This is a genomic window from Brevibacterium sp., from assembly GCF_031179145.1.
GTDB lineage: Bacteria > Actinomycetota > Actinomycetes > Actinomycetales > Brevibacteriaceae > Brevibacterium.
The window spans coordinates 8,191-22,288 of sequence record NZ_JAPSIB010000013.1; the positions used below are offsets into that span (position 1 = coordinate 8,191).

12 protein-coding genes and 1 pseudogene are annotated in these 14,098 nt (G+C 66.2%); 10 read left to right on the forward strand and 3 right to left on the reverse strand.

Features of this window, described 5'->3' with window-relative positions; all coding sequences use genetic code 11:
- Positions 1-166, reverse strand: a pseudogene (gene prfB / locus RIT73_RS10575) (peptide chain release factor 2); the annotation flags it as partial.
- A 65-nt stretch (positions 167-231) separates the two neighbouring features.
- Positions 232-1,161 carry a GNAT family N-acetyltransferase gene (locus RIT73_RS10580; RefSeq protein WP_309132038.1) on the reverse strand — a complete coding sequence of 310 codons (930 nt, stop codon included), beginning with the start codon at positions 1,159-1,161 and terminating at the stop codon, positions 232-234.
- A 691-nt stretch (positions 1,162-1,852) separates the two neighbouring features.
- Here RIT73_RS10580 and RIT73_RS10585 point away from each other — a divergent pair.
- The 8 genes from RIT73_RS10585 to RIT73_RS10620 all read left to right on the forward strand — a co-directional run bounded on the left by RIT73_RS10585 (position 1,853) and on the right by RIT73_RS10620 (position 10,457).
- Positions 1,853-3,076, forward strand: coding sequence for an ATPase, T2SS/T4P/T4SS family (locus RIT73_RS10585; protein WP_309132039.1), 1,224 nt, complete (start codon positions 1,853-1,855; stop codon positions 3,074-3,076).
- The gene (locus tag RIT73_RS10590) at positions 3,073-4,026 is read left to right on the forward strand and encodes a type II secretion system F family protein (protein WP_309132040.1); all 954 of its coding nucleotides are present in this window, start codon (positions 3,073-3,075) and stop codon (positions 4,024-4,026) included. The genes RIT73_RS10585 and RIT73_RS10590 overlap by 4 nt, the downstream gene beginning before the upstream one ends.
- Positions 4,023-4,961: a type II secretion system F family protein gene (locus tag RIT73_RS10595; RefSeq protein ID WP_309132041.1), complete on the forward strand. Its 939-nt coding sequence runs from the start codon at positions 4,023-4,025 to the stop codon at positions 4,959-4,961. Before RIT73_RS10590 ends, RIT73_RS10595 begins: the two co-directional genes overlap by 4 nt.
- Before the next feature lie 106 nt (positions 4,962-5,067).
- Positions 5,068-5,334, forward strand: a complete 267-nt coding sequence (locus RIT73_RS10600; RefSeq protein WP_375294998.1) for a hypothetical protein — start codon at positions 5,068-5,070, stop codon at positions 5,332-5,334.
- 20 nt (positions 5,335-5,354) lie between these two features.
- The gene (locus RIT73_RS10605) at positions 5,355-5,786 is read left to right on the forward strand and encodes a pilus assembly protein (RefSeq protein WP_309132042.1); all 432 of its coding nucleotides are present in this window, start codon (positions 5,355-5,357) and stop codon (positions 5,784-5,786) included.
- Positions 5,779-6,222, forward strand: a complete 444-nt coding sequence (locus tag RIT73_RS10610) for a hypothetical protein (RefSeq protein ID WP_309132043.1) — start codon at positions 5,779-5,781, stop codon at positions 6,220-6,222. Before RIT73_RS10605 ends, RIT73_RS10610 begins: the two co-directional genes overlap by 8 nt.
- On the forward strand, positions 6,215-6,667 hold the full coding sequence (locus tag RIT73_RS10615; RefSeq protein WP_309132044.1) for a pilus assembly protein TadG-related protein: 453 nt from the start codon (positions 6,215-6,217) through the stop codon (positions 6,665-6,667). The genes RIT73_RS10610 and RIT73_RS10615 overlap by 8 nt, the downstream gene beginning before the upstream one ends.
- A 133-nt stretch (positions 6,668-6,800) precedes the next feature.
- Positions 6,801-10,457, forward strand: coding sequence for an FtsK/SpoIIIE domain-containing protein (locus RIT73_RS10620; protein WP_309132045.1), 3,657 nt, complete (start codon positions 6,801-6,803; stop codon positions 10,455-10,457).
- Here the strand turns inward: RIT73_RS10620 and RIT73_RS10625 are convergent.
- Entirely contained in the window at positions 10,418-11,434 is a 1,017-nt protein-coding gene (locus RIT73_RS10625) for a GNAT family N-acetyltransferase (RefSeq protein ID WP_309132046.1), read from the reverse strand. The two genes, RIT73_RS10620 and RIT73_RS10625, sit on opposite strands and share 40 nt — an antisense overlap.
- Before the next feature lie 45 nt (positions 11,435-11,479).
- Between RIT73_RS10625 and RIT73_RS10630 the strand changes: the two genes are divergently transcribed.
- Both RIT73_RS10630 and RIT73_RS10635 read left to right on the forward strand, forming a co-directional pair.
- Positions 11,480-12,289 carry a purine-nucleoside phosphorylase gene (locus tag RIT73_RS10630; protein ID WP_309132047.1) on the forward strand — a complete coding sequence of 270 codons (810 nt, stop codon included), beginning with the start codon at positions 11,480-11,482 and terminating at the stop codon, positions 12,287-12,289.
- Between the two features lie 42 nt (positions 12,290-12,331).
- Complete coding sequence (locus RIT73_RS10635) at positions 12,332-14,065, forward strand: phospho-sugar mutase (protein WP_309132048.1); 1,734 nt, start codon at positions 12,332-12,334, stop codon at positions 14,063-14,065.
- The last annotated feature ends 33 nt before the right edge of the window (positions 14,066-14,098 follow it).

A 14,098-nucleotide genomic window follows, 5' to 3' on the forward strand; every position in this document is an offset into this window, starting at 1 on the left:
CCGAGACCTTCTGCGCCGTATCCGAGTCGTCCCAGAACGTCGGTGCGGACGCTTCCTCCGTGAGTTCGGCGACCTCGGACCGCAGATTGTCCAGGTCGGACACGTCGAGGATCGACTTATAGGTTGCCCGGAGATTGGCGATTTCAGCAGAATAATCAATGGCCATAATGGTGCAATCCTAGTGCATTCGGCGTTCCACCCTGCGCCCGCACCGGGCGATGCGCAGAGTCACTACCGGATGATGCGCAGCGTTGCGAAATGAGAGAACCCCGCCGAGGCGGCCGTGGCCTTCGACGCGTCATTGTCCCCTTCACAGCGGTACTGGGGTGAGAATCCACGCCTGAGAACCCGTTGCGCCACGGCTCGCACGACGGCCGAGCCGAGCTTCTGGCCCCGATGATCCGGGGAGGTGAGGACACCGACGTCGGCGACCGGATGGTCGCGCCAGGGGTAGGCGGTGGCGACGGCGACGAGGTTGCCATCCGCGGCGTACGCACCGACGACTGCCCAGTGGTCGAGTTCGACGAAGGCCTCGTCGAGGTCGTCAGCGCTGTTCGCCGCCTGGAACACGGCGAAGTCCTTGATATCCGCGGCGCCCAGCACCCGAATGGTCACGGCGAGGTCCGGGTCCTCGAGCGCGTCGTCGGTACCCGAGCCCTCGGTCGCGTCGTCGCTGGCCGAGTCCTCGGGCGCGGCGTCCTCGGTCGCGTCCTCGGTCGCGTCCTCGTCTGCCGTGTCCTCGCCTGCCGCGTCGTCGGTGGCCTCGCTCACGTCACTGCTGGCCTCGGGACGGGACTCCTCCCCCACCTCGGCGAGGTCGTGGTCTGCGAGGATTCCCTCCTCGTCTTCGACGGTGAAGTAGAAGATCTCCTCGGACTCCGCCTCCGACAGCCCGACTCCCGCTGTGTCGAGGGCAGCAAGGAATCCCTCGACGTCACAGTCGGGATAGAGGAGTGGCTCGATGTCATTCGCGAGTTCATCGCTGAGAGTCACGCAGAGAGCACCGGTGTCGAAGTGGAGCAGACGGCATCGGCGACTGCTGCCCAGCTCCGGGTCGACGGCGACCAGCAGAGTGTCATTGCCGACGAGTTGGCGCAGGTGGGCGAACGGTTCAAGCCACGTCGTCTGCACGCGGTCGGAGAATTCGGGCGTGGAGATCATGGCGACTCCTTTGGGCCGGGACAAGCGAACTCAGTCACATTACCCCGCCGCCCCGGCAGTCGGAAGTCGAGAACCGCTATCGGCTCCGCTGAAACCCTGCCGAACGCCCGGTTTCCACGCCGGAGGACCCTGTCCGCGACAGGGTGTCCAATCAGCAGGAGTGCCAGCGGACAGAAATTCCGAAAGTACTAGCGCCACCAGCGAGAGATCTTATTCATCTCGCCGGTGGCGCGGTCAGTGGGACATGATCTGCGGATCATGGCGCTAATGAGGAAAACATATCCCTTCCCTCCGATTATCGCAAAAGCGACCCGCCATTGAGTGCGGTAATTGGAAAGTCGGATTGTTCTCGGTGGTGACAGTCGGCTTGTTCTCAAGGGTGAGAGCCGGGTTGTCTTCTGGAGTGAAGGCGGCTTGTCGTCCGAGGCGACAGTCGGCTGGCCCAAAAGCCGGACAGCTCCCGGCAGCGCCGGGGTCATCGCTGCGGAATGCCCGGCCGACAGGCACCTTGTCGGTATGAATAGAGCATTTCCGACTTCTCCATTTCAGATTCAGGGATAATCTTCACCTGCTCAATTGTCCGAGTTATCCACAGTTTTGAAAACTCTCTGGATTCCGTCTCGAACTACAGATAAATTGTCAGGGATTCGCACGACGTGGTGCGTCGTCAGAACCACCCCGAGGATGAAGCGTGGAAGCCACAGAGGTCATCAAGAGCGAGGTCCACAAGAGGATCAGGGATCTTGAGGTGGACCCGCGCGTCGACACTCAGCGCTCCCGTGAAGTCATTCGGTCCGTCATCTCGGAATACGACGAGCGCAGCCTGGTCACCAACCTGCCGCTCCTCGAAGACAAGGAGGCCACCTTCCGTGTCATCGACAATCAGCTCTCCGGCTTCGGTGCGCTCCAGGACTACTTCGACGACCCCCGTGTCGAGGAGATCTGGATCAATTCCCCCAGCGAGGTCTTCATCGCCATCGACGGCGTCCATCAGCTGACCACGACCAAGCTCACCCGCGGGGAGCTCGACGATCTCATCGAAAGGATGCTGCGAACGTCCGGGCGACGCGTCGATCTCTCCCAGCCTTTCGTCGATGCGATGCTTCCCGACGGTTCGCGGCTGCATGTGGTCCTCCCCGACATCACCCGCTCCTCGCCGGCGGTGAACATCCGCAAGTTCATCGCCCGGCCGCGCGATCTCGCCGGGATGGTCGCCCACGGAACCCTGACCGCCGGGGCTGCCCGGTTCCTCGACGCAGCGATCGCCTCAGGGGCGAATGTCCTGGTCTCAGGGGCGACTCAGGCAGGGAAGACAACCATGCTCAACGCTCTGGCTGGTTCCATTCCCGCTCGCGAGCGCATCATCAGCTGCGAGGAGGTCTTCGAGCTCAACCTGCCCAGCCGGGACTGGGTGCCCATGCAATGCCGCCAGCCATCGTTGGAGGGCACCGGCGAAGTCACCCTGCGTGCCCTGGTCAAAGAGGCCCTGCGCATGAGACCGACCCGGATCATCGTCGGCGAGGTGCGCGAATCCGAGAGTCTCGACCTGCTCATCGCGCTCAACAGCGGCCTGCCGGGCATGGGCACGATCCATGCCAACTCGGCCCGTGCCGCGATCACGAAGATCTGCACTCTCCCCCTGCTGGCCGGGGCGAACATCTCCTCGTCATTCGTCGTTCCGACCGTGGCGGTCAGCATCGATGTCGTCGTCCACCTCCGACGCGACTCGACCGGAGCCCGGCTCGTCCACGAGATCTGCGCGGTCCCGGGCGGAGTCGAGGGCGATGTGGTCGAACTCGATACGATCTACCACTCACCACAGGGAAAGCTCATCCGCGGCCAGGGCTTCGGTCACCTCGGCGATCGTTTCGCGGCCATCGGCAAGGACCTCTTCTCCATTCTGGAGACGGCATGAGCTACTCGCAGCTCAGCGTTCTCATCGGCGCCTGCCTGGGCGCGGGACTGTTCCTCGTCTGGATGTCCTGCTGGGAGAGGAACCCGAAGACGAGGACGCGGGCGCGATGGGTGCGCGAACTCGATGACATGCTCACGGGCGCCGGCTTCCCGCGTCTGCGTCCGCTTCACCTTCTGCTGGTGACCCTGGGGGTGTTCGCCTTCGTCGGCGCTGTCTCCACTGTGCTCACCGGGTCCTGGGCGATCGCCCTGTGCTTCGGGCTGTTCGCCTCCTGGCTGCCGTACCGACTGCTGCAGCACCGGGCGCGCAGCCGCCAGGTCATGCGCCGCGAACTGTGGCCGGAGACCTTGGATCACCTCAACTCGGGCATCAGAGCAGGACTGTCGCTGCCCGAAGCACTGAGCTCATTGGCCCACCGCGGACCTGAGCCGCTGCGTCCGCTGTTCGAGGTTTTCGCGGAGGAATATCGCGCCAGTGGTTCCTTCGCGATCGCGCTGGAGCGGTTCCGCCAGGTCAGCGCCGACCCTGTGGCCGACCGCATCGTGGTCGCCCTCAGCGTGACCCGGCAGGTCGGCGGAAGCGACCTGGGAACGATGCTGCGCGCCCTCGCCCAATTCGTCCGCGACGATGCTCGCACCCGCAATGAACTCTCTGCCAGACAGCAGTGGACCGTCAACGGCGCGCGCCTGGCCGTGGCCGCGCCCTGGGTGGTGCTCGCATTCCTGTCGACCCGACCGGAAACGGCAGCAGCCTACAATTCGCAGACCGGTCTGATCCTGCTGGCCGCCGGCTTCGTCGTCTCTCTGCTGGCCTACCAGGCGATGAAGAAGATCGGCCGGCTGCCACAGGAGCCGCGCGTGATCGAAGGTTCGTCATTGAGCTCGTCGGCATTCCGCAGGGGTGCCTCCGAGGGTGCGGTGGCACCTGCCATCGAGGGCGCTGCGTCATGAGTGTTCTCACCGCCCCGTTCAGCGTCCTCCTGCTCGGGGTCTTCAACGCCTTCGCCCTCTGCGTCTTCGTGTTCTCACTGCCACCGCTGCGACGTCCTCCTCTGTCGGCGCGGATCGCTCCCTATCTGCGTGACCAGGAATCGCTCATCGACATCTATGCCCCTCCGACCCCACGCAGGGAAGGGCTGCTTGGTCTGCTGAAGTCGGCATCGCTCGGGGCCGCCCTGTGGATCACCTCGCGGATCACAACGGATGCGACACTGAGCTCGAGGATCAGCCGCCTCGGCGGTCGAGCCTCCATCGAACGGTTCCGGATCAACCAGATCCTGAGCATCCTCATCGGCATGACTGGCGCGGGCTGTCTGGCAGCAGCGGTAGCGGCGGCACGCGGATTCTCACTGCTGGTGGCCTTCGTGCTCATCGTCAGCGGTGGAGTCGCCGGCCATGTCGTCAACGACTGGCGGCTGAGCAGCGCCATCGCCCGACATGAGTCAAGGATCCTGGCCGAGTTCCCCACGGTGGCGGAGCTGCTGGCTCTGTCCATCACCGCAGGAGAGGGGATTGTCGAGGCGCTCGAAAGGGTGTGTCGGACCTGTTCGGGAGATCTCGTCGACGAACTTCGGGCGGCCCTTGCCGCCACCCGCACCGGCACCCCGCTCGTCGAAGCCCTCGACGTCATGGCCACCCGCATCGCCATTCCCGAGATCGTTCAGTTCGTCGACGGTTTGGCGGTCTCGATGACCCGAGGAACACCTCTGGCCGAAGTCCTGCGTGCCCAGGCGGCGGACGTGAGAGAGCAGTCCCGGCGCCGTCTGCTGGAGCTGTCCGGGAAGAAGGAGATCGGGATGCTCGTGCCCGTGGTCATCTTCGTCCTGCCGGTGACCGTCATCTTCGCCGTCTTCCCGTCGCTGACGGTCCTCGACCTGAGTCCATGACGCCGCCCACCTCTCGGACAACCCGCACAGCCGCCACAGAGCTCCGGCGGCTTCACCTCCGACCACAACCGAACCCGAACTGTGCACCACCGAAGAAGGAGACACGATGATCCACCACCTGACGACGAAACTCACCACATTCGTGATCGGCCTGATTGCCAGTCCGCTGGCAGCAACACGTTCGCGTGCCCACCGCCTCGATGACGGAGGCCGCACGGGTGAACGTGATCGTCCCGACCGCGGAGACGTCCCCGGCTGGGTCCTCATCACGCTGATGACGGCAGGATTGGTTGTCGCTCTGTGGGCATTGGCAGGTGAGGCCTTCTCCACGATGTTCGAAGACGCGATGAACAAGGTGCGAGGCGCGGGGTGAGTCGCTGGACGAGGCGCGGGGTGAGGCGCAGTCGTCGAGTTCAGGTCGCGCCGGCCGATTCGAGCTCGGCGCCGGCCGATTCGGGCTCGGCGGTGGCCGAGTTCGCGCTCATCGCAGCCCTCCTCACTCTGGTCCTCGCGGGTGCGCTGCAGATCGGGTTGGTCATCCATGTCCGCAACACCGTCATCGATTCCGCCATCGCCGGTGCCCGGCAGGCCGGACTGGCGGACCAGACTGCGGCTGATGGTCGCCGCCTCACGGCCCAGCTCATCACCGTGTCCCTGGGCGAGCGCTACGCCGAGTCCATCGCTGTCTCGACCACGGGAACAGGTGACACCGAGATCGTCGAAGTCAGGGTGGCGACTCCGCTTCCCGTGATCGGACTGTGGGGTCCCCACGAGGTGTGGGACCTGACAGGGCGCTCGCTCGCCGAGGATGTGGACCGTGAGTGACAGTGTGGACGCTCCCCGGGATCTCGGTCCCGATTCCGGCACCGCAGTGATCGAGTTCATCTTCGGCTCGATCGTCCTGCTCATTCCCGTCATCTACCTGATGCTTGCGATGTCCCAACTGCAGGCCGCCAGCTATGCCACCTCCTCGGCGGCGGTCTCGGCGTCGAGGATCACGGCACGCGACGCCGAGCCGTCGGAGGCCCGGGCCCGTGAGGTGGCGATGATGCACTTCACCGATTTCAGGCTCGCCGAGGTGCCCGTGACGATCAGCTACTCGTGCTCGGGAGCATGTGGAGAAGCCGGCTCTCTCGTCACTGCGCGGGTGGAGACGAAAGTGCCCTTGCCCGGCCTCCCGCTCATCTTCGGCTCATCCAATACCCCACACATCACTGTGCGCGCTGCGCACACCGATGTCGTCGCCACCGGGCGTGGCTGAGGTGAGCCGCCCTCCCAGCCCGGCGGGCCGAGCGGACGAAGGCTCCATCACTCCTCTGGCAATCGGCTTCGTCGTCATCGCCCTTCTCCTCACCTTCCTCATCGCCACCCTGACAGATCTGCACATGGCCAGACGCCAGCTGCAGAACCTGGCCGATTCAGCGGCGTTGGCGGCGTCGGACTCCTTCGAACCCGCCCCAGGCAGCGATCCAGGCCTCGTCTTCTCACCCGGGGCGGCCGAGCGCGCCGCCGCTCGCTACCTGGACAGCGTGCCGACTCCACGTGGGCTCCGAGACATCGGCCTCCGCGCCGATGCCGACGGCGATCATTCCGTCGCCATCCACCTGCGCGCCGACTATTCGCCTCCTCTGCTCTCCCCATTCGTCCCTGGCCTCATCGAACTTCGGGCGACAGCGTTCGCCCGAGGCTCACTGCGGACATCCTGAACTGCACTTCGACGCTTCGTCCTGTGGACGCCGCCGCCACTTGTGCCTGGCTCGGCTGTGGACGCTCACCGGCCGTCCACAGCCCCTCCGGCACGGATTGCGCTGCCGATCTCCACTTCGGATCGTTGTGCCCATGAGAACCGTCGGGATCGTCCATCGGATCGACGCGAATGCCGGCGTGCGCACCGAGGTGGTCGATGCCGACGACTCCCAGTCAGTGCTCGATGTGCTCAGAGCCATCTATGGCCCTGTCCTCACCGCGGCCGATCTCCTGGAGGGCAACCGGCTCCCCAGTGGACCGGACGATCCCGCTTCCGCGGATCATCCCTTTGCCACAATCCGGCCGCTGACCTGGGGTCGCTGGGTGAGTCTCAACCCGGTCACCGTTCTCGGTGCGCGAGCGTTCAACCGTCGCACCGGAACGATTCCGGTAGCGGTGATTGCGGGACCGGACTCGGGCTACTCGATCGGCATCGATCCCGACCGTCCTCTGCTCAGCCGCACCGCGCAGCCCGACTGCCTGTGCATCGTCGATCCCTGCCTGTCCCGACAGATCACCCGGATGGAACTGGATCCGTCGGGACACCGTCCGTTCTCCATCGCCGGAACCACGATCCTTCTCCCCGTTGCCACGTCTGCCCCAGTCGACACTGCACTCGATGCTGTCGACGATATGACCACCACCGAGGTGGCACCCGACCCCGTTGCGGAACCCCGTCCAGCCAGGCCACCCCAGTGGTGGACGTTCCTCATCCCGATCGTGATCGGGATTGTCTTGGCGGTGGCCACCGGGATGTGGTGGTTCCTCCTCTTCAGCGCTTCAGCGCCGCTGTCGGGTTACGTCGCGTACCGAATGGAACGGCGCCGTTTCGTCAGGGACTCGGCTCGGTTCGCGGCAGACAGAACACGGGCGGTCGACGACGCACGTGACCACTTGGCCGAGCTCATCGCCGAGCATCGAGTTCGCCTGCGCACCCGCCGCGGACTCTGCCTCGGGTTCGGGGAATCCCTGTTGCCGCTCACCGTCAGCGACGAACTGCGACCGGGCATCGACCACCTCGGCGGACGAGTCGTCATCGATGATGTGCCGTTGCGAATCGACCCGATGACGACAGCGGTCACCGTGACCGGAGACTTCCATCAGGTCCGCTGCATGGCCCTGGCCTGGTTGGCCGACCAGCACTGGTCATGGTCGCTGTCGAGCGAACTCGACGAACTGCCTGAACTCCAGGGAACGCGTTACGCGACCGGAACACAGGCTGACCGGTTGAGCGTGGGCATCAGCCTGCATCGCTCCGCGGAAGGAACGCAAGCGACTCTGCTGCTGGAACCTCCCACGTCCAAGGCGCGGGTCTCGCTGACCCTGAACAGTGTCGCCCAAGCTCATGTGCGCACCTCGACACTCGTCAACGGCCCGGTCCAGGGGCGGGGCTTCGTGGCCACTCTGATGCCCCCGGGCAGGTTCCTCACTCTCGAACGCGATCGGACGGAAGAGACTGCACACTCTCGTTTCCCGAGTCATGGCCTCGGCGACCACTACGACGATTCCCCTGAGGCGATCAGCCGCCGCTGGGACAGGTCTGGCCCCGGACCGGTGACGATCGGGCGCGGCGTCGAAGGAGAAGTCACCGTTGACCTGTTCCATGACGGTCCACACGCTCTGGTCGCCGGAACCACCGGCAGCGGCAAATCCATCCTCCTCCAGACCTGGCTGCTGGCGATGGCGCTGGAGAATCCGTCCGAACAGCTCAGCTTCGTCCTCATCGACTTCAAAGGAGGAGCGACGTTCGCGCCCCTGGCGGGCCTGCCGCACACCGACTGCGTCCTCGATGACTTCGATTCCGCGGCTACCTTCCGGGCCCTCATATCGGTGCGGGCAGAGATCACCCGGCGCGAAAGACTGCTCGCCGATCACGGTTGCGCCAATGTGCTCGGACTCAAGGATCCGCCGCCGCGTCTGGTCGTCGTCATCGACGAGTTCCACGCTCTCATGGCTTCTCATCCGAAGGCAGCAGAGCTCATCGAACACCTGACCGCGCTCGGACGATCCCTCGCCGTGCACCTGATCCTCGCCACCCAGCGTCCACTCGGCGTGGTCACCGGTCACATGAAGGCCAACATCAATATCCGGATCTGTCTGCGCGTCAGGGACGATGCGGACTCGTTCGACGTCCTCGGGATCAATGCCGCCGCCCACCTCCCGGCTTCGGCCCCGGGCGCGGCATGCATGGATTCGGGAACGACGCTCACTCGGTTCCGGGTCGCCACTCCGATCATTGAGGTCCCTCTCGCCGAGGTGGTCCTTCGTCCTCGCGTCAGGCCCTGGGATCCGGCACAGACTGTCATGCCGCAGAGCGGAATGAAGGGGGTCACCGTCGAGAACATCGCACGCGCCGATCGCGATCGGAGTCAGCGCAACGGACAGCAGACCCGCGGCGAGAATTCGGGGCACCACCATCGTGACTCGGACTCGAAGAGGCGGATCGTCCTTCCTCCTCTGCCTTCAGCCGCTGACCTGGAGGCGCGAATGGGAACCGACCACCCTTGTTTCCATACTGACGATGCGAACCGAAGCGGTCTCGACGATGCGAACCGGGGTGGGAGCGTGGTCAGCGGAATCATCGACTTCCCAGCAAGTCAGCGTCAAGACGTCTGGTCCTACCGCCCGGACACTGATGGATCACTCCTCGCGGTCGGCGCAGAGGCGCACATCATCGCCTCTGCACTGGCTCGGTTGGCGGCGAGCGCCTCGGCGACTCACCGAACCGTCGCCATCGGCCGCAGCGCCGATGTCCTCGACTGGGCAGAGATCCGCTGCGGAATGGATTCCGGGTGGAAGCTGCGGACGATTATCGACCATCTCCGCCAGCCGCGTCCTGTTCCCACGCTCGTCGTCTGCGACAACTGGAGCGAATTCGTCGACTCCCTCGACCATCACACCGCAGGTGAGTTCGATCTGCTGCTCAAGCATGCCCCCGGGCTCGGACTGACGTTCCTCGTCGGCGGCTCACGCACCTCATTGAATGTCAACGGCCCATTCGCCTCCCAGCTGATCTTCCCTCCGTACCCGGGCGCCGACGGGATGAGCGTCGGACTGGCACGGCAGCGGTTTCTCGGCAGCTGGCCGCGGTTTCGTGCAGTCCTCACCGGTCCCAGCGCCGAGGCTGCGGGCCGAGAGGGCGCAGACGTGCAGCTCGTGCCCCACTCCGGGCCACCTGCCGGCATCCATAGACTCGAACCCCGGTGGGTCGGCCTCGATGCACCGCCCCTCGACCCTCCGAGTACGCCGGCCGGGACTGATCGGGTTCCACTCGGCCGGGATCCGTTCGGCGAACTCGTCACCTGGGACACCGTCAGGGACGGACCGGTGCTCACCGTTCGCGGATCGCCACGGAGTGGAAAGAGTGCGCTCGTGTCACTGCTGCACTCGAGAGAAATGGAGATCGCATGTCATGACGACGCCCACCTCAAGTCCGTGTCCGAGCCGATCGACCTGCTCGACGGCGCCATCCACGCGCTGAGCCTTCCGCTCCGCCACTCCCCCGGATACAGCTCGCCGCTGGCGAAAGCACGAGATCTGGGACCGCTGCTCATCCTCGGCGCCCACACCAGACAGGACCTGAGCAATCTCGGCCTGCCCAGGCTCCCACCACTCGATGGAGGAACCGGGGTCGGCTGGTTCGTCACCGAGGCCGGTATGCAGGCGGTGCGCGTCTTCACCCCTCGGAGCCGTGCCGAAAGTCGAAGTGATCAGAAGGTGTCGGCAGGAGGTCCCGTGAACGTCTCATAGCGGTAGAGCTCCGTGGCCTTCCCCGAGTCGACCAGACGGTCGGCCAGAGCCGAGATCACGGGCATGCCGCTAGTGACCTCGAGGACGACGTCGGCATCGACGGAGAGGCGGGCGAGCAGGAGCGCGGCGTCGGCGACCGCGGCCCCGAACCCCTCGCTCGTCGGATCGGCTGCCTCGTCACGGGTCTCGAACATGGACGCGAGGATGAGTTCGGTCGGCGCTTCCTCCTCAGCACCGGGAACTTGGCCGCCCGGCACCTGGCTGCCCGAAGAGGACTCGACGTCGACGATGTCTCTCGGGGCCTGCTGGGCGGCCTCCCGGGCATAGGAGACGGCGAAGGCGCGCAGGCCCTCGTCCCCGCCCAGCAGAGCAGCGCCATGGGCGCCGGCCGCCTCGGAGAGGAACGCCGTGTTCACCTGACCGACTGACAGATCGGCGACCGCATCGTCCTTGTTCACCGCCGAGTACCAGGCAAGGAACGCCTTCGTCAGCTTGACCGAGCCGGTCGACACGATCTCGAGGTCCTCGGCGCGACCGCCGCCGCTGGGCGGCAGGGCGCCGGCCGGCACCTTGATCACTCGTGTCGTCGTCAGTGGGGCGAACCCGAGCGCTTGGGCGAACCCTTCGCCCGGGCTGCCTGCCTGCACCCGCGCCCGCAGGTCGAGGCCCTCCAACGCGGTTCCCACGGTCTCGGCACACGCTGCCTCGAACAGCTCTCGGCCCAGGCCCCGACCGGACTCTTCGGCGGCGACCTCCACGTGCACCCATGCCCGGTAGGGATGGACCGGGGATTCGGCGATGGTCGCCGCGCCCACGGGAACCCCGGGAACCACCTCGGCGATGACGGAGCGCAGCAGCGGCGCGTCCGAAGACGGCCGGAACAGGGATCTGGCCATGTGGGCGGCAGGGGTGTCGGCATCGCCGAACACCTCGCCCAGGCGCAGATCGTCGCCATCGGTCAGTGGTCTGATCGGCATCGGGGGCGCTCCTTGAGGGGACGAATGTGTTGATAATCTGGGCAAATGACTGACTTAAGCGATCCTACCGCCGCAGCTCAGGCCGCGGCTACGACCATCAACACGAACGCCGGCATCGAGCGCCACGACATCGCCCTCGTCCTCGGTTCGGGTTGGGGCGGAGCCGCCGACCTCCTCGGCGAGACGATCAGCGAGATCCCCGCGGCTGAGGTCCCCGGCTTCCACGCCCCGGCCGTCGTCGGCCACGGCGGCACCCTGCGCACGATCCGGATCGCCGCCAGTGGCAAGCACGCCCTCGTCCTCGGCTCCCGCACTCACTACTACGAAGGCAAAGGGGTGCGCGCGGTGGCTCATGGGGTCCGCGCCGCCGCCGCCGCCGGCTGCACGAACCTCGTCCTGACGAACGGCTGCGGCGGGCTCAACCGCAGCTGGACCGCCGGCACCCCGGTGCTCATCTCCGACCACATCAACCTCACCGGCACCTCCCCCATCGAGGGCGCCAACTTCGTCGACCTCACCGATTTGTACTCCCCGCGCATGCGCGCGATCGCGAAGGAGATCGACCCGACCCTCGACGAAGGCGTCTACGCCCAGTTCACCGGCCCCCACTACGAGACCCCCGCCGAGGTGCGCATGGCCGGGATCCTCGGCGCCGACCTCGTCGGCATGTCGACGACCCTCGAAGCGATCGCCGCCCGCCAGGCCGGGATGGAGCTGATGGGAATCTCCCTGGTGACCAACCTCGCCGCCGGCATCCAGGAGACCCCGCTCTCCCACGCCGAGGTGATCGAGGCCGGAGTCGCGGCAGGCCCGCGCATCTCGGCGCTGCTCGCCGAGATCGTCGCGAAGCTCTGATCCGCAGCACCTCATCGACCACGACGACGGACAGGGAGTGACATGACTCGAGTGACAGACCGCTTCACGAACGGCTTCGACGCACAGGTTGTGCGGGAGTGGATCGCCGACGACCCCGACCCTGACACGGTCGCCGAGCTCGAGGCGGTTCTCGCCTCGGCCGAGGCCGACCATGGGATCGCCATCGCCGATCTCGAGGACCGCTTCTCCGGGTCGCTGGTCTTCGGCACCGCCGGGCTGCGCGGTGAGATCGGGGCGGGGCCGAACCGGATGAACCGCGCCGTCGTCATCCGTGCCGCAGCTGGGCTCTCCCGGTTCCTGCTGCGCACCGTGGGTCAGGGCTTCAGCGTCGTCATCGGCTGCGATGCCCGGCACAAGTCGGATGAGTTCGCCCGCGATACCGCCGCTGTGGTGACGGCAGCCGGAGGACGCGCGATCCAGCTGCCTGAGCAGCTGCCGACTCCCCTGCTCGCCTTCGCCCTGACCCACCTCTATGCGGACGCGGGCGTCATGGTCACCGCCAGCCACAATCCTCCGGCGGACAACGGTTACAAGGTCTATCTGGGCGAACGTCCGCTGCTGGCGATCGAACCGGATCCGGCTGCCGCGGTGGCCGGCGCCGGGGCGCAGATCGTCAGCCCGGCCGATGCGCTCATCGCCGAGGAGATCGCCGCCGTCGAATCCGTGGCGTCCGTACCCCGGACGGAATCGGGTTGGGAACACCTCGACGACTCGATCGTCGAATCCTATCTGCGCCGCATCGACGACCTCGGACTGCGGGCGAGCGCGGATCTGTCCATCGTGCTCACCTCCCTGCACGGGGTCGGATCCCGCGTCGTCGAGGCGGCGCTGAGCCGCAATGGCTTCACGTCCGTGCACCCAGTGGTCTCGCAGCAGGCTCCCGACCCCGATTTCCCGACCGTGGCGTTTCCCAATCCTGAGGAGGCCGGCGCACTCGATGAGTCGTACGCCCTGGCACGCGAGGTCGGTGCCGAACTCGTCATCGCCAACGACCCGGACGCCGACCGCTTCTCCGCCGCGATCCCGGATACCGGCGCCTCCGGCGGTTACCGGCAGCTGACCGGCGACGAGGTGGGTCTGCTTCTGGGCGAGGACATCGCCGGTCGCCTCGCCGCGTCTCACGGCTCCGACGGCTCCCTGGTCTTCGCGAACTCGGTCGTGTCCTCGCGCGGATTGGCTGCCATCGCGCAGCACTATGGGTTCGCCGCCACCACCACTCTCACCGGGTTCAAGTGGATCTCCCGCGTGCCCGCCCTGGTCTTCGGGTACGAGGAGGCCTTGGGGTACTGCGTCGATCCCGGTGCTGTGCGGGACAAGGACGGGATCTCGGCCGCGGTGCTGTTCGCCGCCCAGACCGCACGCCTCAAGGCCGCAGGCACCACCATCGAGGACGAGCTCCACAGGATCCGCATCCGTGACGGTCTTTTCGCCACAGCACCGCTGAGCTTCCGGCTCGACGACATCTCCCTCATCGCCACGTCCATGCAGCGCCTGCGCGAGCACCCGCCGACTACCCTGGCCGGCTCCCCCGTCTCCGAGGTCCACGACCTCTCACTCGGCTACGAGCATCTGCCTCCCACCGATGGCATCGTCCTTCTCTCTGAGGAGAACTCCCGAGTCATCGTCAGGCCCTCGGGCACCGAGCCGAAGCTCAAGTGCTACCTCGAGGTCGTCGTCGGTGCCGGCGAGGCGACCATCGCCCAGCAGCGCCTCGGTGCGATCGCAGAAGAGCTGAGGGCGTACTTCGGTCTCTGAGACCTCCTCGTCGTCCTGTCGCCAAACTTGACA

Bases quoted from the DNA above. Each gene is read 5' to 3' on its own strand.
- RIT73_RS10635 (WP_309132048.1), top strand. From the start codon at position 12,332: ATGACTCGAGTGACAGACCGCTTCACGAACGGCTTCGACGCACAGGTT.
- RIT73_RS10590 (WP_309132040.1), top strand. From the start codon at position 3,073: ATGAGCTACTCGCAGCTCAGCGTTCTCATCGGCGCCTGCCTGGGCGCG.
- RIT73_RS10580 (WP_309132038.1), bottom strand. From the start codon at position 1,161: ATGATCTCCACGCCCGAATTCTCCGACCGCGTGCAGACGACGTGGCTT.
- RIT73_RS10630 (WP_309132047.1), top strand. From the start codon at position 11,480: ATGACTGACTTAAGCGATCCTACCGCCGCAGCTCAGGCCGCGGCTACG.
- RIT73_RS10595 (WP_309132041.1), top strand. From the start codon at position 4,023: ATGAGTGTTCTCACCGCCCCGTTCAGCGTCCTCCTGCTCGGGGTCTTC.
- RIT73_RS10600 (WP_375294998.1), top strand. From the start codon at position 5,068: ATGATCCACCACCTGACGACGAAACTCACCACATTCGTGATCGGCCTG.
- RIT73_RS10625 (WP_309132046.1), bottom strand. From the start codon at position 11,434: ATGCCGATCAGACCACTGACCGATGGCGACGATCTGCGCCTGGGCGAG.
- RIT73_RS10620 (WP_309132045.1), top strand. From the start codon at position 6,801: ATGAGAACCGTCGGGATCGTCCATCGGATCGACGCGAATGCCGGCGTG.